Source organism: Kitasatospora sp. NPDC058115 (assembly GCF_042884635.1).
In the GTDB taxonomy this organism is placed as follows: Bacteria; Actinomycetota; Actinomycetes; order Streptomycetales; family Streptomycetaceae; genus Kitasatospora.
The window spans coordinates 1-22,657 of record NZ_JBHVTL010000020.1 but is presented as its reverse complement, the minus strand read 5'-3'; the positions used below and the strand labels follow the sequence as shown (position 1 = coordinate 22,657).

Below are 22,657 nucleotides of genomic sequence, written 5' to 3'. Positions count from 1 at the left end.
TGCCGGGCAGCGGCGTCGGTGCTACCGGGGTGCTACCGGCTCGCAGCCGTAGTGGGCGGCCATCGCGTTGGCCCAGGCGCGGAAGGCGGGGGCTTCGAGGGCCGGGGGCGCATCGGCGATCGAGCGCCCGAAGGCCTGCAGCGTGAGGGTGCCGGTTCCGCAGGGCGCGGCCACGGTACTTCCGTTGCCGGTGCCCCGCCAGCCGTCCGCCAGTGGTTCCAGCGGCTTGTCGTCGACGTGCAGGGCGAAGCCCGGGTAGCGGGTGTCGAGGGTGGCGGTGAACTCGTAGAGCGGCTGCTGCCGGGTACCGCTGTGGATCCAGCAGGTCTGCACCGGTGCCGAGGGGCTGCTGATGTCCTGGACGGCCGAGGACGGGAGCGTGCCGGTGGCGGTGGCCCCCGGGACCCCGCAGAGCTTCCCGTCCTCGACGGGCCGCGCGAGCTGTTCGCCGGTGGTCAGGTGGACGTCGGGGACCTGCGCCGAGCCGCAGCCGGAGCGCCGGGCGACCGCTGCCGCGAAGTCGGCGGCCAGCCGGGCCAGGTCCTGCCGCGCCCCGGGCGACGCGGTCGTGTCCGCCCGGACGGACTGGTAGGGGTCGGGCTCCTCGTCGCGGACCACGTCCACGGCGACCGCGTCGGCGTCCCGCTTCGGGTAGTGGTCGGTGTCCTTGGTGTCCAGCCGGCAGCCGGGCGCCATCAGCAGCCAGCCGCGGGTGTTGCCGAACGCGCCGACAGGCCCCCGGTCCGGCTGGGACATCGCCGGATCGGCCCGCAGGGACGGCTCGAAGAGCTGGGCCGATCTGGTCCGCAGGTGGATCTCGGCGACGTACGTGCCGCCGCGCCTGAGGCTGATCGCACAGTTCGCCTCCGGATCGCTCCGGTCGCTCGACACGTCGCTGTCGGCGACCACGATCTTGCCGCTGCCGAGGACCCGTTCGGCGTCCTCGGCGGCGACGGCGCCGTCGCAGAGGCGGTCCGGGAGGAACAGGTTGGTGTACTGCCACGCGGCGAAGCCGCCCGCGCCGAGGGCGAGGACGAGCACGCCGGCGAGGACCGCCCAGGTGCGCCGGGAGAGTTTCACTGCTGACCGTTCCGTCCCAGGGCGCTCATGGCGTTGGCGTGGCCGCTGGTGTGGCCGGTCGCCATGTTGGAGTAGACGAGGTCGGCCCGGGCGTCCGTGGTGTAGCCGTTCGCCCGGCCCCAGCCGAGGGCCATCTCCTTGCTCTGGTTCAGGGCCGCGAAGTGGTGGTCGGAGGAGCCCTTGTTGCCGGCGTCCTGGGCGTCCTTCTTGACGTCGTCCGCCCACTTCTCGATGCCCATGTCGACGAGCGTCCCGGCGATGTCGCCGACCTCCGGGATGAACCCGGTCACGGTGCCGTTCATCGAGGAGGCCAAGGAGCTGGTCTTGTCGGCCCACTCCATCCGGTCGTCCTTGTTGTCGAGGATGACGTCGGAGCGGATCGCGTCGTAGGCGCCGAGCGCGGTGCCGATGCGCTGGGCCGGGAGGTCGACGACCTCGCGGTCCGCCCGGGGGTCGGGCGGCAGGGCGGCGATGAGCTCGGCGGCCTTGGCCCGTTCGGCGCCGTAGAGCAGGGCGTAGGCCTCGGGTTCCTCCGAGACGCCGCGCAGGACGCGCACCAGGCTGTCGGCGCCGCCGTCGAGGTGGCCCTCGCCGTTCTCCTCGCGGACCCCGCCGCTGCCGGCGCTGACGTGGTCGCTGAGGATCTTGTGGGTGTCGTCGACGTAGTCCGACAGCGCGTTCGCCAGCGGCATCTTCAGGTCGTCGTGGATCTCGCTGCCCTTGCCCTCCCCGTCGAGCGCCGCGATCACGCCCTCCATCACCCGGGCCTGCGCCGGGGTGTGCGGGCCGCCGTTGTGGGTGCCCTCGCCGGGGACGTCGCCGGTGGCGGCGGCCTCCAGGGCGGCAGCGAGGCCGTCCTGGTGGGTGGTCTTGTCGATCATCGGCGGCCCGTACAGGGTGTTGACGTACGAGGTGGGCCACTCGCGGTCGCGCAGCAGGTACGCAAGGCGGTCCTCGGCCCCCGGCCCCTTGGGGTCGAGGAACTGGGTGGCGGCCTCCGGGTTCTGGCCCATCAGCTTGAGCACGCCGTTCACCGGGTCGAAGACCAGGTCCGGGCGCGGGCCGTTGAACTGGTGCGAGGACCAGCGGTTCTTGTTGTCGCGCTCGGCCTTGAGGACGTCGGTGCCGAGGTCGTTCAGGAACTGCGAGCCGTACCCGGCGTTGCCGTGCTGGAGCAGGGTGGTGAGCGTCTGGTAGCCGTAGATCGGCTCGGTCCTGCCGCCGAAGTGGCGCTCGTTGATGTTCTTGACGCCGGCTTCCTGGAGGCCCTTGCGGAAGTCCTGGTAGAACCTGCTGTTGGTGTCCCGGGTGGCGCCGCCGATGGTGTTGGCGAGGTTGGTCTGCAGCTCGCCGTACTCGCCCTTGTTCTTGCCGTCCCGGTCGTTGATCCGGACCTCCAGCTCGTCGGCGAGCAGCAGGGTGCCCTCGGGACCGAGCGCGTTGAGCAGGGTCTGGCCGTAGACCGGGCTGCCGGAGTTGGCCTTCATCAGGTTGTTGAGCTCGGCCAACTCCTCGGCGCTGAGGTTCTTGCCGTCCTTGAGCCGGGAGGCGAGGTCGGCGGCCCGCTTGCCGTCCGCCTCGTCACCGCCGCCGACCGCCTGGCCGTTGAACTCGTTCACCAGGTCGCCGACCTTGGCGGCGCGGCGCAGCTGGAGGGCGGCCCGCTGGTCGGCCGCGGTCGCCTCCTCCACGTAGATGCTGATCTTCTGCGCCCACGTGCCGGCGGCCTCGCTGCGCTCCTGCTGGTAGTCCCGGTCGTGGCGGTACTCCTGCTTGGTGGCCGGGTCGAGCGCGCCGACGTCGAACATCACGGCGCCGGTGCCGGTCACCTTCATGCCGTCGGCCCGGGCGTCGGCGACGGCCTGCTTCAGCTTCTTCTGCGCCGCCTCGAAGTCGTTCTTGGCGTCGGTGATGATCGACGCGACGGCCTTGGCCTCGGTCTGCGCGTCGATGCTCTGCTGGCGGGTCCGGTCGACGTGGGCGTTGGCGGCGAACGCGGTGGAGCCCATCCACAGACCCTGGTTGCCGGTGACGGCGAGCACCTCGGTCTCCAGCCGGTGCTGGATCTGCTGGTACTTGCCGGCCATCGCCGTCCAGTCGGCGGCGGCCTTGGCCATCGCGGACGGGTCGGCCTTCATGACGTCCTCGAAACCGAGCAGGCTCATGCGGCTCACGCCTTCCCGGTGAACGACGTGGCGATGCCCTGCTCGACGTTCAGGTAGTTGCTGTGGGTCTGCCGCATCATCCCGGCCTCCTGGTTGAGCCGGCCGTTGAGCTGCGACACCTGCTCGTGCCACTCCTTGAGCGCGCCGCGCAGCGCCGTCGCGGAGTCCCAGCCGCTCAGCTTCGCGGCCGCGGCCGCGGCCTCGGTCGACTCGTCGGCCGTCTTCCCGGCCGCGGTGCTGTCGTTGGCGATGCCGTCCAAGGAGGTGGCTGCCTTGTCCAGGGCAGGAGTCGACACCTTCGTCGGCCCGCCCCCCGGCCCCTGGCCCAGTTTCAGGTCCGGATCCGCCATCACTGTCTCCCCGTGGTGTCCACACCCGGCCGGAGTCCGGCCGTCCGCGAATTTTCACGGGACGTTAGCACGTCAAAAGCGGCCCCCCGCAAGGCGAGAGGCCGCTGCGCGGGCAACCGGGACGGGTCAGGCGTCGGGGTCGTTGCAGGCGCCGATGGCGCGGCCGGCCTCGTGGGAGGCGCGCTGGGGGTCGCGGGCGCGGATGGCGTCGACGATCTTGTCGTGGCCGAGGTAGCGCTCGGCGATGAGTTCGGGGCCGACGTCGTGGCGCAGGTGGGCGCGGGTGACCTCGCCGAGGTCGGCGTAGACGGCGGCCAGGACGTCGTTGTGGGCGGCGGCGACGACGGCCTGGTGGAAGGCGGCGTCGGCCTGCACGAAGTCCTCGGCGTCGCCGGCGCGCCAGGCGTCCTCGCGGCGGGCGAGGGCGGCGTCGATGAGGCCGAGGTCGCGGTCGGTGCGGCGGGTGGCGGCGAGGCCGGCGGCGGAGGTCTCCAGGGTGGCCCGCAGCTCGGCGACCTGGGCGCGGTCGGCGTCCGCGAAGCGGCGGTGCATCACCCCGGCGAGTTCGCTGGTGGCCAGGACGTAGGTGCCGGAGCCCTGGCGGATGTCCAGCAGACCGTTGTGGGCGAGCGCCCGGACGGCCTCGCGCACCGTGTTCCTGGCCACACCGAGCTGTTCGACGAGGGCGGCCTCGGTGGGGATGCGCGAGCCGACCGCCCACTCGCCGGAGGTGATCTGGGCCCGGAGCTGGGCGATCACCTGGTCGGACAGCGGGGTGCGCCTCGGCGAGGACAGCGCCACGGGGGACTCCTTGGGTCGGACGGGTCGGGCCATCATGCCAATTCGTGGATGCGCTAATTCATCCCATCATTCTATGATGACTCGCATGTCGTCCGCCGCAGACACCGCAGACCCTGCCACCGCCTCCCCCCGGACCGGTTCCCGGCCGCAGACCGAACGGTCCGCCGCCCCGACCGGCCGCAGCACCCTCGGCTGGCTGTTCGCCCTCGCGATCGCCGCCGCCGCGTTCAACCTGCGACCCGTGGTCACCAGCCTCGGGCCGCTGCTCGACCAGGTCCGCGCCGACCTCGGGATGAGCCCGACGGTGGCCGGCCTGCTCACCGCCGTCCCCTCGCTCTGCTTCGCCCTGTTCGGCTTCGCCGCGCCCGGCCTGGCCCGCCGGCTCGGCCCGGTCGCGGTGGTCACCGCGGGCATGGGCGCGATCACCGCGGGCGTGCTGGCCCGGTCCTTCGCGGGCAACACGGCCGTCTTCCTGCTGCTGACCTCGCTCGCGCTGGCCGGTGTCGCGGTCGCCAACGTGCTGATCCCGGTGGTGATCAAGCGGTACTTCCCGGAGAAGGTCGGGCCGATGATCGGCCTGTACTCGATGGCGCTGTCCGCCGGCACCGCGCTGGCCGCGGCCGTCACCGTCCCGCTGACCAGCGCGCTCGGCGGGGACTGGCGGGTCGGCCTCGGGGTGTGGGCCGCGCTCGGCGCCCTCGCCCTGCTGCTCTGGCTGCCGGCGCTGCTCACCCGGCGGCAGGAGGCCGGCGCGGGGTCCGGTGGCCAGGCCGGCGGGGCGAAGCTGCCGATCACCCGCAGCCGCACCGCCTGGGCGCTGGCCTGCTTCTTCGGCTGCCAGGCGACCGGCGCCTACGTGGTGATGGGCTGGCTGCCGAAGATCTTCCAGGACTCCGGCATCTCCGAGGGCACCTCCGGCGTGCTGCTGGCGCTGACCATGGTGATCGGCGTGCCGGTCTCCTTCGTGCTGCCCAACCTGGCCGCCCGCCGCGGCGACCAGCGGCTCTTCGTGGTGGTGCTGGCGGCCTTCGGCATCGCCGGCTACCTCGGCCTGGCCTTCGCCCCGGCCGCCGCGCCGTGGGTGTGGGCGGTCCTGGTGGGCCTGTCCAACTGCGCCTTCCCGCTGGTGCTGACCATGATCGGCCTGCGCGCCCGGACCGCCGGCGGAGTGGCCCAGCTGTCGGCCTTCGCCCAGGGCGTCGGCTACCTGATCTCGATCCCCGGCCCGATCCTGATCGGCCGGCTCTACCAGGCGACCGGCGAGTGGTACCTGCCGCTCGGCTTCCTGGCGCTGCTGCTGGTGCCGCAGATGCTGTTCGGCCTGCGGGCCGCCCGGTCCCGGCACATCGAGGACGAGGCCGTCCCGGCGCAGGCCGCCGCCGCCTCGGCCTGACGAGGCGCCCCTCCGGCGGGGGCGGTGGTGGACGGGCGTGTCCGGGGTGGGAGAATCCGGGCATGCCCGTTCTCGAACCGAACCCCACCGACGGCCACAAGAAGCTCGGCCAGCTCGCCGCGATCATCGGCGGCATCGTCGTCCTGCTGATCATCGTCGCGACCGTCGCCCAGAACCTGGGCTGACGGCCGGACGGCCTCCCGGCGGACCGCGCACGACGGCACCGCCCGCCCCTCCGGGTGGCGGCATCGGGCAGCATCGCGCTCCCGGCCGGCTTTTCTGCCAAGCTTGCTGGGTATGAGCGCCGACACGCCCCGCAGGATCATCGTTCTCCGCCATGCCAAGGCCGACTGGCCGGACGGCGTCGACGACCACGAGCGGCCGCTGGCCGACCGGGGCCGCCACCAGGCCCCGGAGGCCGGACGCTGGCTCGCCGACTCCGGCATCAACCCCGACTACGTGCTCTGCTCCGACGCCCTGCGCACCCGGGAGACGTGGAAGCTCGCCGCGCACGAGCTCCCGAAGCGCTCGCGCAGGACCGTCTACGAGGGACGCGTCTACGAGGCCACCCCCGGCGCGATCATCGCCGTCCTCCAGGAGACCCCGGAGGAGTACGCCGACCTCGTCCTGGTCGGCCACAACCCGGGCGTGCTGGGCCTGACCCAGGTGCTGGCCGGGGACGAGGGCGACCGGGACGCGCTGGAGCGGCTGCGCCTCGGCGGCTTCCCGACCGCCGCCATCGCGGTGCTCAGCTTCTCCGGCTCCTGGAAGGGCGTGGAGCCGGGCGTCGCCGAGCTGGTCTCGTACTTCACGCCGCAGGACTGAGCGGGCACGGCCCGGTGAACGACCGAGGGGCGTGCGGACCAGGTCCGCACGCCCCTCGGCCCTGCCGGGCGGGGCCGGTCAGCCGGCCGCCGGGGCGCCGCCCTCGGCCTGCCCGTCCAGGACGCCGGCCGCCTCGACCTCCTCGCGGGTGATCCCGAGCAGGTAGAGCACGGTGTCCAGGAAGGGCACGTTCACGGCGGTGTCCGCCGCCTGCCGCACCACCGGCTTGGCGTTGAACGCCACGCCCAGCCCGGCCGCGTTCAGCATGTCCAGGTCGTTGGCGCCGTCGCCGATCGCCACCGTCTGCTCCAGCGGCACCCTCGCCTGCTCGGCGAACCGGGTCAGCCAGCGCGCCTTGCCCGCCCGGTCGACGATCTCGCCGACCACCCGGCCGGTGAACTTCCCGTCCACCACCTCCAGGGTGTTCGCGGCCGCGAAGTCCAGCCCCAGCTGCTCCACCAGGTGGTCGGTGACCTGGGTGAACCCGCCGGACACCACCGCGACCTGGAAGCCCAGCCGCTGCAGGGTGCGGATCAGGGTGCGCGCGCCCGGGGTGAACCGGACCTCGGCGCGCACCTTCTCGGTCACCGTGGCGTCCAGCCCGGCCAGCAGCGCCACCCGGGCGTGCAGCGACTCGGCGAAGTCCAGCTCGCCGCGCATCGCCGCCGCGGTCACCTCGGCGACCTGCTCCTCGCAGCCCGCGTGGGCGGCGAACAGCTCGATCACCTCGTCCTGGATCAGCGTGGAGTCGACGTCCATGACCACCAGGCGCTTGGCCCGCCGCTCCAGCCCGGCCGCCACCACCGCGACGTCCACCCGCTGGGTGGCCGCCTCCTGCGCCAGCTCGGCGCGCAGCTGCTCGGTGGCCACGCCCGAGACGGCCAGCTCGACGGCGGTCACCGGGTACTTGGCGAGCCGGAAGACACGGTCGATGTTGCCGCCGGAGCCGGTGATCCGGGAGGTGAGCGCGGCGACCGCGGAGGCCGTCAGCGGGTGACCGAGAACGGTGACGTGCGAGCGGCCCTCGCGCCGCGGCCGGTTGTCGCCGGTGCCGGAGATGATCTCGGCCTGGAGCTTCTGGTCCTCGGCCCAGCGGTGCACGACGGCCCGCAGACCGCCCTCCGCGCCGGGCGCCGGGGGAGCGCTGACCAGGGCGCACAGCGTTATCCGGCCCCGGGTCACCACCTGCTCGATGTCGACGACCTCGACGCCGTACCCGGCCAGGGTGGCGAAGAGCCCGGTGGTGATACCGGGGCGGTCCTTGCCGAACACCTTGACGAGCAGGGTGCGCCCGTCCTCGGTCCGGGGCTGCGATGCGGGGAGCGGCTCGGCGGCCAAGGGCGATGCGTTCATGGTGCCTCCCACGCTACCCGCAGCCCGTCGCGGCGACGGCACCCGTCCGGGTCGTGGACGGGCGTTCCGGCCACCCGCCGGCCGGTCGCCGGCGGGCCCGCCGACCCGCCCGCAGACGTGCCCGCCGACCCGCCCGCCGACGTGCCCGCCGACGTGCGGCGGAGCCGGCCGTCCACGGGTGGTCCGCGAATCGTTGCCGCCTGGTCACAGTCCGCGGGGGCGGCTTTCACCCGCGCCCGGCGGGCTGGAATGATTCCCCCGTCAGATTCACGATCATTTCGCCCCGACCTGACCGGGGCGCACCATCGGGGGAACCGAGAGAGCGGGGCAGACGAGCAGTGCCGCAACTCGTCATCGAGATCAACGGACAGCAGCGGGTCCTGGAACCCGGGCGGTCCTACACCATCGGTCGCAACCCGCAGTCGGACTTCCAGTTCGACGACGCGCGGGTCTCCTGGCAACACGCCACCATCTCCTTCAACGGGGCGGGTTGGCAGCTGGACGACCACGGGAGCACCAACGGCACCTTCACCGGCGGCGCCCGCACCCTGCAGGCGCAGCTGTTCCCGGGAGCCGTGGTCAACCTCGGCAACGCCGACAACGGCCCCCGGCTCGCCTTCTCCGCGCCGGCCGTCCAGCCCGCCGCGCAGGCGCAGGCCTGGCACGAGGCGACCACCAGCCGCAGCCCCGCCGCGCCGCCGCACGCCGCCGCGCCGCACCAGCAGCCGTGGCAGGCCCCGGCGCAGCAGCAGCCCTACCCGCCGCAGGCGCAGGCCCAGCCGCCGCACCAGCAGCCGTGGCCGCAGCAGCACGCCCAGCCGCAGCCGCAGCCGCACCCGCAAGCGCAGCAGCACCCGCAGGCCCAGCCGCAGCCGTTCCCGCAGCAGCAGGGCTTCCCGCAGCCGGCGCCCGCCGAGCACGACGGCGGCCCGCAGCCGACGATCATCCGCAACCTGACCGCCGGCATGAAGACCATCCGGATCGGCCGCGCGCTCGACAACGACATCGTGGTCTCCGACCTCCAGGTCTCCCGCCACCACGCCGAGCTGCGCCAGCTGCCGGACGGCCGCTACGAGATCGTCGACCTCGGCAGCCACAACGGCATCTTCCTCAACGGCCAGCGCGTCGAGCGCCAGCTGATCGGTGCCCAGGACCGGCTGACGGTCGGCCACTCCAGCTTCGTGCTGGTCGGCGACCAGCTGCAGGAGTTCGTCGACACCGGCGCGGTCTCCTTCTCCGCCCGCCACCTGACCGTCGAGGTCGAGCACAAGGGCGGGAAGAAGATCCTGCTCAACGACGTCAGCTTCGGCGTCCCGGAGAAGTCCCTGGTCGCGGTCATCGGCCCGTCCGGCTCCGGGAAGTCGACCCTGCTGCGCGCCCTCACCGGCTACCGCCCGGCCGACCGCGGCGACGTCCTCTACGACGGCCGCAACCTCTACAAGCAGTTCGCCGAGCTGCGCTCGCGGATCGGCCTGGTGCCGCAGTCGGAGATCCTGCACAAGGAGCTCACCGTCCGCACCGGCCTCAAGTACGCGGCCCGGCTGCGCTTCCCCGGTGACACCGAGGCGCGCGAGCGCGAGGCGCGGATCGACGAGGTGCTCTACGAGCTGCGCCTGGACAAGCGCGCCGACAACCGGATCACCGCGCTCTCCGGCGGCCAGCAGAAGCGCGTCTCGGTCGCCCTGGAGCTGCTCACCAAGCCCTCGCTGATCTTCCTGGACGAGCCCACCTCGGGCCTCGACCCGGGCATGGACCGCGAGGTCATGCAGATGCTGCGCGGCCTCGCCGACGACGGCCGCACCATCCTGGTCGTCACCCACTCGGTGGCCGAACTCGCGCTCTGCGACCGGCTGCTGGTGATGGCGCCGGGCGGTTCGGTGGCGTACTTCGGCCCGCCGGACGAGGCCCTGCACTTCTTCGGGTACGAGACCTGGGCCGACATCTTCCAGGCCTTCGAGAACTACCCGGACCACGACTGGGCCGGCCGCTACCGCGGCTCGGTGCACTACCAGCAGTACTCGGCGGACGTCGACTCCGGCACCGTGCAGTCCGCGCAGATCGTGCAGGAGGCCGTCCGCCCGCCGAAGCCGCAGAGCTGGGGCTCGCAGCTGTGGACGCTGATCCGCCGCTACGTCTCGGTGCTCGCCTCCGACCGGGGCTTCCTGGCGCTGTCGATCCTGCTCCCGGCGGTGCTCGGCGCGGTCAGCGTGCTGATCCCGAACGAGGCCGGCCTGGCCCGCAACCCCAAGACCCAGCTGGGCCTGAACAGCGGGGCCGCGACGATCATGCTGATCCTGGCGATCGGCGCCTGCTTCTCCGGGGCGGCCAACTCGGTCCGCGAGCTGATCAAGGAACGGGCGATCTACGAGCGGGAACGGGCCACCGGGCTGTCACGCTCGGCGTACATGATGTCCAAGATCATCGTGCTGGGCTTCTTCAGCGTCGTCCAGGGCGCGATCATCTCCGCCGTCGGCTTCCTGCCGCGCAAGCTGCCCTCCGACGGCCTGGTGATCAAGGACCTGCCGATCCTGGAGATGAGCTTCGGCCTGATCCTGCTCAGCTTCGCCTCGATGATGTTCGGCCTGGCGATCTCCGCGCTGGTCAAGACCGCCGAGAAGACCATGCCGCTGCTGGTCATGTTCGCGATCATCCAGGTCGTCTTCACCGGCTGCCTCTTCCAGGTGTTCTCCAAGCCCGGCCTGGAGCAGTTCGCCTGGCTGATGCCGGCCCGCTGGGGCACCGGCATGGTCGCCACCACCCTGGACCTCTCGCACCTGCTCGGCCCCTGGAACAAGGACTTCCAGAACCCCGAGTACGACGCGATCTGGGGCCACAACGCCGGCCAGTTCTGGTTCGACGCCGGGATCCTGATCCTGATGTCGATCGTCATCGGCATCGTCGTGACCCGCCTCCAGCGCCGCCACGAGCCCGAGGTCATGCAGAAGGGCTGACCGCCCGCCCGACCGCCCGAGGGGCGGCCCGCCCCACCCGGGGAGGGCCGCCCCTCGGGCGTTCCCCGGCCCCCGGCGGGCCGGGGGTCCGAAGGCGAGCCCTAGGTCTGCGGACCCGGGCCCCCGGTAGGGCCCGGGACGGACGCACGGCCCCCGCGCACAGCGGTAGGTTGGCGTCATGCCCACCGTGCCAAGCGACCACCGGCACGCCGGACCGCCGCCCGCCGACCGGATCCCGGTCGGCCCGCCGCCCGACGGCACCCTGCCCGCCTGCGAACCCTGCCTCGCCGGCATCGAGGCCGTCAGCCAGGCCCTGCTCGCGATGAGCCGCCACCTGGAGGTGCGCGAGGTCCTGCGCCGGATCACCGCCTCCGCCCGCCGCCTGCTCGGCGCCGAGTACGCCGCCCTCGGCGTCCCCGACGACCACGGCGGCTTCGCCCAGTTCGTCGTCGACGGCGTCACCGACGAGCAGTGGAGGGCGATCGGCCCGCTGCCCCGCCAGCACGGCGTGCTCGCCGCGATGTTCGACGAGGGCGGCCCCGTCCGGCTCGGCGACGTCCGCAACGCCCCCTCCTTCGGCGGCTGGCCCGACGCCCACCCCGACCTGGGCGCCTTCCTCGGCATGCCGATCGTCGACCCCGACCACGCCGAGGACGAACCCGCCGTGCTCGGCGTCATCTACCTCGCCAACAAACCGGGCGGCGGCTTCACCGACCACGACGAGGAACTCCTGCGGATACTCGCCGCCCACGCGGCCCTCGCCCTGTCCAACGCCCGCCTCTACGAGCGCAGCCGCGAACTCACCCTGGCCGGCGAACGCGCCCGGATCGCCCACGACCTGCACGACGCCGTCTCGCAGAAGCTCTTCTCGCTGCGCCTGACCGCCAAGGCCGCCGCCAAGCTCGTCGACCGCGACCCGGCCCGCGCCCGCGAAGAACTCGCCGAGGTCGCCCGGCTCGCCGCCGAGGCCGCCGACGAACTGCGCGCCGTCGTCGTCGAACTGCGCCCCGCCGCGCTGGAGGAGGACGGCCTGAGCGCCACCCTCGCCTCCCAGGTGCAGGTCCTCGACCGCGCCCACACCGCCGACATCGCCTTCGCCGCCGACCGGGTCCGCGCCCTGCCGCAGGCCCAGGAGGCCGCCCTGCTGCGGGTCGCCCAGGAGGCCCTGCACAACGCGCTGCGCCACTCCGGCGCCGCCCGCGTCACCGTCACCCTGGCCGGCACGCCCGCCCGCGGCGCCGTGCTGCGGATCAGCGACAACGGCCGGGGCTTCGACCCGGAGTCGGTCCGCCGGGCGGGCCGCCACCTCGGACTGGTCTCGATGCGCGACCGCGCCGCCGCCGTCGGCGGCCGGCTCACCCTGGAATCCGCCCCCGGAAAGGGCACGGTCGTCGAGATGGAGGTCCCCGGTGCCTGACACCGCGCCCGCGATCCGCGTCCTGCTGGTCGACGACCACCAGGTGGTCCGCCGCGGCCTGCGCACCTTCCTGGAGGTGCAGGACGACATCGAGGTGGTCGGCGAGGCCGCCGACGGCGCCGAGGGCGTCGACCGGGCCCGCGCCCTCGACCCCGACGTCGTGCTGATGGACCTCAAGATGCCCGGCGTCGACGGCATCGAGGCGCTGCGCACCCTCAAGGAGGAGGGCAGCCGGGCCCGGATCCTGATCGTCACCAGCTTCACCGAGCACCGCACCATGGTCCCCGCCCTGCGGGCCGGCGCCGCCGGGTACGTCTACAAGGACGTCGACCCGGAGGCGCTGGCCGGCGCGATCCGCTCGGTCCACGCCGGCCACGTCCTGCTCCAGCCGGAACTCGCCGAGGCCCTGCTCGCCGACGACGGCCCGCGCCCCCCGCAGGGCCGCGGCGGCACCCTCACCGAGCGCGAGCGCGAGGTGCTCGGCCACATCTCCGACGGCCGCTCCAACCGGGAGATCGCCCGCAGCCTCCACCTGTCCGAGAAGACGGTGAAGACCCACGTCTCCAACATCCTGATGAAGCTGGACCTCGCCGACCGCACCCAGGCCGCGCTCTGGGCCGTCCGCAACGGCGAGACCCGCTAACCCCGCTCCCGCTCGTCCACCAGCGCGTTGTACGCCGCCACCTGGGCCCGGCGGGCCGTGCGCCACAGCGGCGCCAGCGCCGCCTGCCGGGCCGCGATCTCCGAGGCGCTCACCGCCGCGCCGTGACCGCCCGAGGCGATCGACAGCAGCGCCGCCACCTGCCGCGCCGACTCCAGCACCCGCACCGCGCGCGGGGGGTACCCGGGCGCGAGCAGCTCGTCGTGCCCCCGCCGCCGGTACGCCTCCAGCGCCCGCAGCGCCTCCGGCCCGGCGCCCGCCACGTCCAGCTGCGTCAGCAGCACGGTCGCCCGGCGCAGCCCGTCCGCGAGCTCGAACTCCGCCTCGTGCAGCGACGGCACGTCCGCCGGCGGCGCGTCGTTCACCTCGGAACACCGCCACAGCACGATCGCCGAGCGGTCCCCGGCCGGGCCGAACACCTCCACCTCGGGCACCAGCCCCAGCGGCACGCCGACCGCCAGCACCGCCTCCCCGGCCGCCATCGCCCGCTCGTTGAACGGCGCCGGCCCGGTCAGGCCGAGCGGGTGCCCGGCCGACGGCAGCGCCAGCCGCAGCCCCTTCACGCCCAGCACCCGCAGCCGGCCCAGCGCCCAGGTGAGCCCGTGCCGCTCGTCCGGGCCGTCGCCGGGAAGGCCGGTCACCCGATGGCTCTCGTCGGCCCCCAGCACCGCCGCGGCGGCGTTGTCGGGCGGCACCAGACCGGCCAGCAGGGCGTTGCCCCAGGCGGCCAGCCGCCCCGAACGGGGCTCTTCGTACGGATTGTCGGCAGGAGTGGCGAGCATCCGGCCAGCCTACGGAATCGGCGGCCATCCGCGTGGCGTAGGTTTGCCCATGCGTGTGCGGCGCACCCACTCCGTGCCCACCGGCCGCCGGAGTGGCCGCCCGCCCGCACCGACGGCCGAGATATCTGTTTTTGGGGAAGGCGTAGGCATGAGCGACGTGCTGGAGCTGGTGGACGTTTCCGTGGTCCGGGAGGGGCGCGCGCTGGTCGACCAGGTCTCGTGGTCCATCTCCGAGGGAGAGCGCTGGGTCATCCTCGGCCCGAACGGCGCCGGCAAGACCACGCTGCTGCAGATCGCGTCCTCGTACCTCTTCCCGACCGCCGGCAAGGTCACCGTCCTCGGCGAGAAGCTCGGCGAGGTCGACGTCTTCGAGCTGCGCTCGCGGATCGGCCTGGCCGGCGCCGCGATGTTCGACAAGCTGCCCGCCGAGCAGACCGTCCTGCAGACGGTGCTCACCGCCGCGTACGGCATGACCGTCACCTGGCAGGAGACCTACGAGCAGTCCGACGAGTCCCGCGCGCTCGCCCTGCTCGACCGCCTCGGCATGGCCGGCCTGACCGACCGCCGCTTCGGCACCCTCTCCGAGGGCGAGCGCAAGCGCACCCTGATCGCCCGCGCCCTGATGACCGACCCCGAGCTGCTGCTGCTCGACGAGCCCGCCGCCGGCCTCGACCTCGGCGGCCGCGAGGACCTCGTCCGCCGCCTCGGCGCGCTGGCCCAGGACGAGTTCGCGCCGGCCATGGCCATGGTCACCCACCACGTCGAGGAGATCGCGCCCGGCTTCACCCACGTCCTGATGATCCGTCAGGGCAAGGTGCTGGTCGCCGGCCCGATCGACACCGAGCTGACGGCCCGCAACCTCTCCAAGTGCTTCGGCCTGCCGCTCACCCTGGAGCGCCACGGCGACCGCTGGTCCGCCCAGGGCCTGCCGCTCGGCTGACACCGCGTGGGCCCGGCACGGGTCCGGCGGGGCTCCGCCGGACCCGCCGAACCCCCGCTGAACCCACCCGAACCGGAACCGGTCGCACGTGCGACCGGTTTCCGCCCCTCCACCTGCGGGAACTGACCGCCTCGAAGGCCCTTCCCTCCCTAGGATGGACACGTGGACAGCTGGATCTGGTGGCTCCTGGCCGCCGTCGGCCTCGGCATACCGTTGGTGATCACGGCCATGCCGGAACTCGCCATGTTCGCCGTCGGCGCGCTCGTCGCGGCCGGCGTCGCGGCGCTCGGCGCCGACCCGGTCTGGCAGGTCCTGACCTTCGTCGCGGCCTCGGTCGCGCAACTGGTCGTCGTCCGCCCCATCGCCTACCGGGCACTGCGGAAGGGCCCGCAGATCAAGATGGGCATCGAGGCGCTCAAGGGCGCCACCGCGGTCGTCGCGGAAAGGGTCGACGCGGAGGGCGGCCGGATCAAGCTCAACGGCGAGATCTGGTCGGCCCGCGCGCTCCACCCCGAGCAGGTGTACCAGCCGGGGGAGCAGGTCGACGTCGTCGAAATCCAGGGCGCGACCGCCCTGGTCGTCTAGGGGAGAGTCCGTGGAACCCGTCCTTATCGTCCTGGTCGTCCTGGTCGTGGTGGCCTTCATCGCGCTGATCAAGACGATTCAGGTCATCCCACAGGCCAGCGCCGCGATCGTGGAGCGCTTCGGCCGCTACACCCGGACGCTCAACGCCGGCCTGAACATCGTCGTCCCGTTCATCGACCGCGTCCGCAACCGGATCGACCTGCGCGAGCAGGTCGTGCCGTTCCCGCCGCAGCCCGTGATCACCCAGGACAACCTGGTCGTCAACATCGACACGGTGATCTACTACCAGGTCACCGACGCCCGGGCCGCCACCTACGAGGTCGCCAGCTACATCCAGGCGATCGAGCAGCTCACCGTCACCACGCTGCGCAACATCATCGGCTCGATGGACCTCGAATCCACCCTCACCTCCCGCGAGGTCATCAACGCCGGCCTGCGCGGGGTGCTCGACGAGGCCACCGGCAAGTGGGGCATCCGGGTCAACCGCGTCGAGCTGAAGGCCATCGAGCCGCCGACCTCCATCCAGGACTCGATGGAGAAGCAGATGCGCGCCGAGCGGGACAAGCGCGCCGCGATCCTCACCGCCGAGGGCAACCGGCAGTCGCAGATCCTGCGCGCCGAGGGCGAGAAGCAGGCCGAGGTCCTCAAGGCCGAGGGCGAGGCGCAGGCCGCGGTGCTGCGCGCCGACGGTGAGGCCGCCGCCATCCGGACCGTCTTCGAGGCGATCCACCAGGGCGACGCCGACCAGAAGCTGCTCGCCTACCAGTACCTCCAGACCCTGCCCGAGCTGGCCAAGGGCGACGCCAACAAGCTCTGGATCATCCCCAGCGAGGTCGGCGACGCCCTCAAGGGCCTCGGCGGCGCGTTCACCGGCCTGACCGGCAACGGCGGCGGTGCCAACGGCAGCGCGATGGCCGCCCCCAGCGCCCCGCCGGCCGCCCCGCCGGCCGCCACCCAGGTCCCGATCGACCCGTCCGCCGGCCCGCGTCCGCTGGACACCGACACCAAGGGGTCCACGCGGCCCCGGATCGACCCGCTCCGCGAGTACCGCAAGCCCGACGCGGAGTGACCGGCCCGTCCGACGCCCGCGGGCCCGCCCCCATACCGCACGGGGGCGGGCCCGCGGGCGTCCTGGCCCCGACTGTGTCGAACATCCCGAATTCCGGGGGCCTCTGGAACCCCCGCCGCTCCGTCCGGCATGATCGCGGCGACAGGACCCCCACGGGAGGTGGCTCATGACGGTCTGGGAGGCGATCGCCGTCCTGGCGGCAGGCGTCGGCGCCGGAATGATCAATGTCATCGTGGGCTCCGGAACCCTCATCACCTTCCCGGTGCTGCTCGCCGTCGGACTCCCGCCGGTCACCGCCAACGTCTCCAACGCCTTCGGCCTGGTGCCCGGCTCGCTCAGCGGCGTGATCGGCTACCGCCGCGAGCTGGCCGGCCAGCGCGCCCGGCTCGTCCGCTTCGGCACCGCCTCCCTGCTCGGCGGCGTGCTCGGCGCCTACCTGCTGATCGAACTGCCCACCGCCGCCTTCGACGCCGTCGTCCCGGTACTGATCCTGCTCGCCCTCGTCCTGGTGGTGCTTCAGCCCCGGGTCGCCCGCGCCGTCGCCGCCCGCCGCCGCCCCGACGGCGACCCGCACGGCGGACTGCTGCTGCTCGCCGGGATCTTCCTCACCGGCGTCTACGGCGGCTACTTCGGCGCCGCCCAGGGCGTGCTGCTGCTGGCCCTGATGGGCATGCTGCTCCAGGAGGACCTGCAGCGGATCAACGGGGTGAAGAACGCCCTCGCGATGATCGTCAACAGCGTCGCGGCCCTGTTCTTCCTCTTCACCTCCACGGTGAACTGGGCCGCCGCCGGACTCATCGCGGTCGGCTCGCTGATCGGCGGGGTGGCCGGCGCCAGGGTCGGCCGCAGGCTGCCGCCGCAGGTGCTGCGGGCGATCATCGTGGTCGTCGGCCTGGCCGCCGTCGCCAAGCTGCTCACCGACTGAGGACACCCTTCGAGGTGTCGCCGCCCTCCGGCGGCGCGGCCTCTATATCGTCCTACGCGTGCGCGTTCCGCGCGGACGACCGACAGCGACCGGTGACAGGAGTGGGCGATGAGCCGCGAACGGCTGACCGAGGACGAGATCACCGCGGGGCTGGCCGGCCTGCCGCACTGGACGCGCGAGGGCGGCACCGTCGTGCGCACCGCCGACGCCCCCGACTTCCCCGCCGCGATCCGGGTCGTCACCGCCGTCGCCGCCGTCGCCGAGGCGATGGACCACCACCCCGACATCGACATCCGCTGGCGCACCCTGCGCTTCGCCCTCTCCACCCACAGCGCCGGGGGCCTCACCGCCCTCGACCTCGACCTCGCGGCCCGGATCGACGAGGCACTGGCCGCCGAGTCGGCCGGCTAGGGGCCGGCGGAACCGTCCCCTCCGGGCCGCTCGGGTGCCGTTGCGGCGCCGTGAGATGCTGGCTGCCGCAGTGCAGGCGGTCGGGAGGGACGGAACGGATGGCGCAGGACCCCCTCGGCGACGGCCACCCGCAGCCCTGGTACCCGCAGCAGCCCGGCCACCCGCAGCAGACGGCCTGGCCCGGGCAGCCGGGGCACCCGGGGGAGCAGGGGCAGGGGCAGGGCCCCGACGTCCCCTACCTCCCGTACGACCCGTACCACCCCCACGACCGGCTGCCGCAGCAGCCCGACGTCTACGTCCCGGACGCGTACACCGCGTACGACGGGCCGCACCACCAGGACCAGTACGCGCCGTACGTGGTCGTCCCCCAGCAACCGGGCGGCGGCGACCTGTACGTGCCCGCCGGTGCCGAGTACACCGACGACGGCTACGTACACCTGGAACCCGGGCCGGAGCCGGAGCCCGAGCCCGGACCCGAGCCCGCACCGGCCGCCGTACCGGCCCCCTCCCGGCGGGCCGGCCGCGGCGGGAAGGCCCGCGGCGGGAAGGCCCGTGGCGCCAGGACCCGCCCCGCCGCCGATGCCGGGACCACCCGCCACACCCCCGACCGGCGCGCCCTGCTGGTGCGCACCGGCGCCGGCCTCGCCGCGCTCGGCGTCCTGGTCGCGGCCGGCCTGACGGTGAGCGCCGAGGGCGACGGCGCCTCCGCCGACGCCGCCGGCGACCCCGGCTTCAGTGCCGCCCACACCCGGACCTGGGCCGCCCGGGCCGAGGCCGCCGGGCCCGGCGGCGACGACACCCTCGTCGGCAGCTGGCTGCTCGACGGCGCGGTGGTGCGCGCCGACGCCACCGGCGTGCGCGCCTACGACCTGACCGACGGCAAGCCCGTCTGGGCCGTGGAGCCGCCCGCGGCCGGCGCCGTCCCGTGCGGTCTGTCACCGACCGTCAACCGGGCCGGCCTCGGCGCCGCGCTGTTCCGGCCCCAGGCCGACCCGAAGAGTCCGTGCTCCCTGGTCGCCGCCGTCGACACCAAGGACGGCCGGACGGCGTGGACCAAGCCGCTCACCGAGGCCAAGGGCGCCTACGGCGCACGCGTCGGCGTCACGGACGACAAGGTGATCGCGATCGGCGACAGCCACGCCGTCGCCTGGCAGTCCGCCGACGGCGCCGACGTCTGGCAGTACACCGGGCAGGGGAAGTTCTGCACCCTCTCCGGCGGCGTCTCCGGCACGACCGTCCTGGTGGCCAGCACCTGCGCCGACTCCGACCCCGTCGACCAGGCCGTGGCACTGAACACCGCCGACGGCAAGGTCGCCTGGTGGCGCGGCCTGGAGAACCGGCCGAGGACGGCGACCGTGCTCTCGGCCGAGCCCCCCGTCGTCCTCACCACCGGCGAGAAGCCCGAGGACGACCGGGTGCTCGCCTGGGGCCCGGCCGGCGACCCCGCCGCCGAGATCCCGGTCGCCGACGCCGGGGGCCGGCTGGACGTCGCCCACGGATCGTTCTCGGCCACCCCCGGGGTCTTCTTCCACGAGCGCACGATGGTCACCACGGTCACCACCCCCGCCTCGGCGAACGGCGCCGGCGGGCCGGTCGCGGTGGCCGGCTACGACCTGGACACCGGCCAGCAGCGCTGGCGGACCACCGCCCGGGAGAAGGGCGCCGCCCGGGCCGTCGGCGTGGACGGCGGCGCGCTGGTGGTCGCCGTCGACGAGCGCGTCGACCAGCCGGCGCACCTGAGCCGCTTCGCGCTGGACGGCGGGCAGGAGACGGCCGGCGGCGGCTTCCCGCCCGGCACCGGCTCGCTGCTGGTCTCCGGCCGGGTCCTGATCGGCGGCGGCAGCGTCGTCGCCGTCCCCGAGCACTCCACCAACTTCGGCACCGCGACGGGCTTCCGGGCGAAGGAGTGAACCCGGACGGGGCCGGGGACCGACCTCCCCGTCGGCCCCGGCCCGGTTCCCCCCGGCTCCCCCCGCTCCCTCGGCCCCGGCTTCCGGGGCCTTCGGGCCGTCTCAGGCGGCGGACGGCGCGGGCGCGGCGACGGGCTGCACCGCCGGCAGCCAGTCGGCCAGCTCCCGCAGGTCCGAGACCCGCAGCCCCAGCGCCATCATCAGCGTCGCCTGCGGCGTCGGGACGAACGGCTTGCGGAGCAGCTTCATCCCCGCCTGCTCCGGCGTCCGGTCGGCCTTGCGCTGGTTGTCCTCCGCGCAGGCGGCCACCGTGTTCAGCCAGGTGTCCCCACCACCGCGCGACTTGGGCTGCAGGTGGTCCACCGTGGTGGCCCGCCGCCCGCAGTAGGCGCACAGGTGCTGGTCCCGGACGAGCACCCCGCGGCGCGACCACGGAGCCTGTTGTCGGAACGGCACCCGTACGTACCGCTGGAGTCTGATCACCCGCGGCACCGGTACGGTCACCCCGGTCCCGCGCATGGTGCGCAAGGGGTGGGCCTGCTCGACCACGGCCTTGTCCTGGAGCACCAGGACCACGGCACGCTGGAGCGACACCGTCGTCAGCGGCTCGTAGCTTGCGTTCAGAACCAGCGTGCTGCGCACCTCGGCCACCCTTCCGCGGGCGTGCCGCGGCGGCACGACCGTCCTTACACACGTCACTGCCGCCGCGCGGCGGTGGGACCACTGTGAAGGGGCTCCCCGCCGTCGAACAACGGAATTTCCGGTGTCACGGAGGGGCATGACCACGTCGTGACCGTGGCCGGTCCGGCGCGTCCGCGCCAATCCGGCGAAAACTCGCTGGCCGTGACCGCGTAGGCTCTACAACGCTGGAGTCATCCCGCACCGGGGCCCGGCCGAACCGGGCCCGCACCGGGCGGGACGCCCGACCGAAGGAGAAGCGTGACCGTGACGGACATCGTCGACGAGCTGCGGTGGCGTGGGCTGATCGCCCTGTCCACCGACGAGGACGCACTGCGCAAGGCGTTCGCGGACGGCCCGGTCACGTTCTATTGCGGCTTCGACCCGACGGCCCCCAGCCTGCACCTCGGCAACCTGGTCCAGATCCTCACCATGCGCCGCATCCAGCAGGCGGGGAACCTCCCGCTCGGCCTGGTCGGCGGTGCCACCGGCCTGATCGGCGACCCGAAGCCCACCGCCGAGCGCGTGCTCAACGACCCCGAGACGGTGGCCGGCTGGGTGGAGCGCCTGCGCGGGCAGATCTCCCGGTTCCTCGACTTCGATGGCCCGTACGCGGCGCGCATGGTCAACAACCTGGACTGGACCTCCGGGATGTCCGCGATCAGCCTGCTGCGTGACGTGGGTAAGTACTTCCGGGTCAACAACATGATCGCCAAGGAGGCCGTGGCCCGACGGCTCAACTCCGACGCGGGCATCAGCTACACCGAGTTCAGCTACCAGATCCTCCAGGGCATGGACTACCTGGAGCTGAACCGCCGCTACGGCTGCACCCTGCAGACCGGCGGCAGCGACCAGTGGGGCAACCTCACCGCCGGCACGGACCTCATCCGCAAGGCCGACGGCAAGTCCGTGCACGCGCTGGCCACGCCGCTGATCGTCAAGGCCGACGGCACCAAGTTCGGCAAGACGGAGTCCGGCACGGTCTGGCTCGACCCCGAGCTGACCACCCCGTACGCCTTCTACCAGTTCTGGCTGAACGCGGACGACCGGGACGTCCCCAACTTCCTGCGGATCTTCAGCTTCCGTTCGAAGGAGGAGATCGAGGAGCTGGAGCGCGAGACCACCGAGCGCCCGGCCGCCCGCCTCGCCCAGCGTGCCCTCGCCGAGGAGCTGACCACCCTGGTGCACGGTGCCGACCAGTACGAGCGTGCGGTCGCCGCCTCCAAGGCATTGTTCGGCCAGGGCGACCTCGCCGACCTGGAGGCACCCACCCTGACCGCCGCGCTCGCCGAGGTCCCGAAGGCCGCGGTCACCGAGCTCCAGTCGGTCGTCGACCTGCTGGTCGCCGTCGGACTCTCCCCGAGCCGTTCGGCCGCGCGCCGGACGATCAAGGAGGGCGGCGCCTACCTCAACAACGTCAAGGTGACGGACGAGGAAGCGGTGCCGGCCGAGACCGATCTGCTGCACGGTCGCTGGCTGGTCCTGCGCCGCGGCAAGCGCAACTTGGCCGCGGCCGAGCTGACCAAGTGATCGAACTGGCCGTGATGGCCGAAACGCAAGGCCGCTGACCTGCGGCTTTACCCATCAGGGGCGGGATCCAGCCGGATCCCGCCCCTGATGTTTGACGATGTCCTCCAGGTGGCCTAGTGTTGAACGAGTCGCTGAAGCGGCCACCCACTCAGCGCGTCACGCTCACAGCATGAATTTCGAGTGACACTCGGAATGCGCTAATGTGGAGGGCGTCGCGGAAAGTGACACCGACCAGTTCGGGAAATCGGATGAATGAAACTCCGGAAAACGGAGCGGAAAACATCTGGTAAGCTGGAAACACGAAAGAACGAAGCGCCCGGAGGGCCGGTGTGAAAGCCGCCCGATGGAAGCGTCCGTTCCTTGAGAACTCAACAGCGTGCCAAAAGTCAACGCCAGATATGTTGACATCCCCGGCCTCGGACTTGTTCTGGGGTTGGAGATTCCTTTTGAAATAACACAGCGAGGACGCAGTGCGCGGGGCCGCCCTATTCCGGTGGTTGCCGTGCCGCTCAACGCGAGTGTGAACCGGATTACCGGTCATCATTCACGGAGAGTTTGATCCTGGCTCAGGACGAACGCTGGCGGCGTGCTTAACACATGCAAGTCGAACGGTGAAGCCCTTCGGGGTGGATCAGTGGCGAACGGGTGAGTAACACGTGGGCAATCTGCCCTGCACTCTGGGACAAGCCCTGGAAACGGGGTCTAATACCGGATATGACCTGGGACCGCATGGTCCTGGGTGTAAAGCTCCGGCGGTGCAGGATGAGCCCGCGGCCTATCAGCTTGTTGGTGGGGTAATGGCCTACCAAGGCGACGACGGGTAGCCGGCCT

The 22,657-nt window shown here is 72.9% G+C and carries 20 protein-coding genes and 1 rRNA gene; 14 read left to right on the top strand and 7 right to left on the bottom strand.

Features of this window, described 5'->3' with window-relative positions:
* Positions 1–21: 21 nt before the first annotated feature.
* From ACFVVL_RS21590 to ACFVVL_RS21575, 4 genes are all read right to left on the bottom strand, one after another.
* On the bottom strand, positions 22–1,080 hold the full coding sequence (locus ACFVVL_RS21590) for a hypothetical protein (RefSeq protein WP_387677569.1): 1,059 nt from the start codon (positions 1,078–1,080) through the stop codon (positions 22–24).
* On the bottom strand, positions 1,077–3,245 hold the full coding sequence (locus tag ACFVVL_RS21585; RefSeq protein WP_387677566.1) for a DUF6571 family protein: 2,169 nt from the start codon (positions 3,243–3,245) through the stop codon (positions 1,077–1,079). The genes ACFVVL_RS21590 and ACFVVL_RS21585 overlap by 4 nt, the downstream gene beginning before the upstream one ends.
* Positions 3,246–3,250: 5 nt before the next feature.
* On the bottom strand, positions 3,251–3,541 hold the full coding sequence (locus ACFVVL_RS21580; RefSeq protein WP_387677563.1) for a hypothetical protein: 291 nt from the start codon (positions 3,539–3,541) through the stop codon (positions 3,251–3,253).
* A 180-nt stretch (positions 3,542–3,721) separates the two neighbouring features.
* Complete coding sequence (locus tag ACFVVL_RS21575) at positions 3,722–4,396, bottom strand: FadR/GntR family transcriptional regulator (RefSeq protein ID WP_387677561.1); 675 nt, start codon at positions 4,394–4,396, stop codon at positions 3,722–3,724.
* A gap of 85 nt (positions 4,397–4,481) precedes the next feature.
* Between ACFVVL_RS21575 and ACFVVL_RS21570 the strand changes: the two genes are divergently transcribed.
* From ACFVVL_RS21570 to ACFVVL_RS21560, 3 genes are all read left to right on the top strand, one after another.
* Complete coding sequence (locus ACFVVL_RS21570) at positions 4,482–5,789, top strand: CynX/NimT family MFS transporter (protein WP_387677559.1); 1,308 nt, start codon at positions 4,482–4,484, stop codon at positions 5,787–5,789.
* A 62-nt stretch (positions 5,790–5,851) separates the two neighbouring features.
* Positions 5,852–5,974: an SGM_5486 family transporter-associated protein gene (locus ACFVVL_RS21565; protein WP_344333909.1), complete on the top strand. Its 123-nt coding sequence runs from the start codon at positions 5,852–5,854 to the stop codon at positions 5,972–5,974.
* Positions 5,975–6,086: 112 nt separating this feature from the next.
* The gene (locus ACFVVL_RS21560) at positions 6,087–6,614 is read left to right on the top strand and encodes a SixA phosphatase family protein (protein ID WP_380287713.1); all 528 of its coding nucleotides are present in this window, start codon (positions 6,087–6,089) and stop codon (positions 6,612–6,614) included.
* 78 nt (positions 6,615–6,692) lie between these two features.
* On the opposite strand, the gene serB is transcribed toward ACFVVL_RS21560, so the two are convergent.
* Positions 6,693–7,967 (bottom strand): phosphoserine phosphatase SerB, encoded by a 1,275-nt coding sequence (gene serB / locus ACFVVL_RS21555; RefSeq protein ID WP_380287714.1) that lies wholly within the window; start codon positions 7,965–7,967, stop codon positions 6,693–6,695.
* Positions 7,968–8,305: 338 nt separating this feature from the next.
* On the opposite strand from serB, the gene ACFVVL_RS21550 reads away from it, so the two are divergent.
* The 3 genes from ACFVVL_RS21550 (at position 8,306) to ACFVVL_RS21540 (ending at position 12,978) form a co-directional block, all read left to right on the top strand.
* Complete coding sequence (locus ACFVVL_RS21550; protein WP_387677555.1) at positions 8,306–10,918, top strand: FHA domain-containing protein; 2,613 nt, start codon at positions 8,306–8,308, stop codon at positions 10,916–10,918.
* A 322-nt stretch (positions 10,919–11,240) separates the two neighbouring features.
* Entirely contained in the window at positions 11,241–12,335 is a 1,095-nt protein-coding gene (locus ACFVVL_RS21545; RefSeq protein ID WP_380298318.1) for a GAF domain-containing sensor histidine kinase, read from the top strand.
* On the top strand, positions 12,328–12,978 hold the full coding sequence (locus ACFVVL_RS21540; RefSeq protein WP_380298314.1) for a response regulator: 651 nt from the start codon (positions 12,328–12,330) through the stop codon (positions 12,976–12,978). Before ACFVVL_RS21545 ends, ACFVVL_RS21540 begins: the two co-directional genes overlap by 8 nt.
* Here ACFVVL_RS21540 and ACFVVL_RS21535 read toward each other — a convergent pair.
* Complete coding sequence (locus tag ACFVVL_RS21535) at positions 12,975–13,778, bottom strand: hypothetical protein (protein ID WP_387677552.1); 804 nt, start codon at positions 13,776–13,778, stop codon at positions 12,975–12,977. The genes ACFVVL_RS21540 and ACFVVL_RS21535 overlap by 4 nt on opposite strands.
* Before the next feature lie 148 nt (positions 13,779–13,926).
* On the opposite strand from ACFVVL_RS21535, the gene ACFVVL_RS21530 reads away from it, so the two are divergent.
* The 6 genes from ACFVVL_RS21530 to ACFVVL_RS21505 all read left to right on the top strand — a co-directional run bounded on the left by ACFVVL_RS21530 (position 13,927) and on the right by ACFVVL_RS21505 (position 19,618).
* A complete protein-coding gene (locus ACFVVL_RS21530; protein ID WP_380298310.1) occupies positions 13,927–14,718 on the top strand; it encodes an ABC transporter ATP-binding protein in 792 nt (263 codons plus the stop codon).
* A gap of 174 nt (positions 14,719–14,892) precedes the next feature.
* Positions 14,893–15,303: an NfeD family protein gene (locus ACFVVL_RS21525; protein ID WP_380298316.1), complete on the top strand. Its 411-nt coding sequence runs from the start codon at positions 14,893–14,895 to the stop codon at positions 15,301–15,303.
* Between the two features lie 10 nt (positions 15,304–15,313).
* Positions 15,314–16,372, top strand: a complete 1,059-nt coding sequence (locus ACFVVL_RS21520) for an SPFH domain-containing protein (protein WP_387677549.1) — start codon at positions 15,314–15,316, stop codon at positions 16,370–16,372.
* A 166-nt stretch (positions 16,373–16,538) separates the two neighbouring features.
* Positions 16,539–17,297: a sulfite exporter TauE/SafE family protein gene (locus tag ACFVVL_RS21515; RefSeq protein ID WP_380298273.1), complete on the top strand. Its 759-nt coding sequence runs from the start codon at positions 16,539–16,541 to the stop codon at positions 17,295–17,297.
* Positions 17,298–17,405: 108 nt separating this feature from the next.
* Positions 17,406–17,708, top strand: coding sequence for a 4a-hydroxytetrahydrobiopterin dehydratase (locus ACFVVL_RS21510; RefSeq protein WP_380298275.1), 303 nt, complete (start codon positions 17,406–17,408; stop codon positions 17,706–17,708).
* A 98-nt stretch (positions 17,709–17,806) separates the two neighbouring features.
* The gene (locus ACFVVL_RS21505) at positions 17,807–19,618 is read left to right on the top strand and encodes a PQQ-binding-like beta-propeller repeat protein (protein WP_387677546.1); all 1,812 of its coding nucleotides are present in this window, start codon (positions 17,807–17,809) and stop codon (positions 19,616–19,618) included.
* Positions 19,619–19,720: 102 nt separating this feature from the next.
* Here ACFVVL_RS21505 and ACFVVL_RS21500 read toward each other — a convergent pair whose 3' ends face one another.
* Positions 19,721–20,260, bottom strand: a complete 540-nt coding sequence (locus ACFVVL_RS21500) for an HNH endonuclease (RefSeq protein WP_380298278.1) — start codon at positions 20,258–20,260, stop codon at positions 19,721–19,723.
* A 303-nt stretch (positions 20,261–20,563) separates the two neighbouring features.
* Between ACFVVL_RS21500 and tyrS the strand changes: the two genes are divergently transcribed.
* Positions 20,564–21,826, top strand: a complete 1,263-nt coding sequence (tyrS, locus tag ACFVVL_RS21495) for a tyrosine--tRNA ligase (protein ID WP_387677852.1) — start codon at positions 20,564–20,566, stop codon at positions 21,824–21,826.
* Between the two features lie 543 nt (positions 21,827–22,369).
* Positions 22,370–22,657 (top strand): 16S ribosomal RNA (locus ACFVVL_RS21490); the annotation flags it as partial.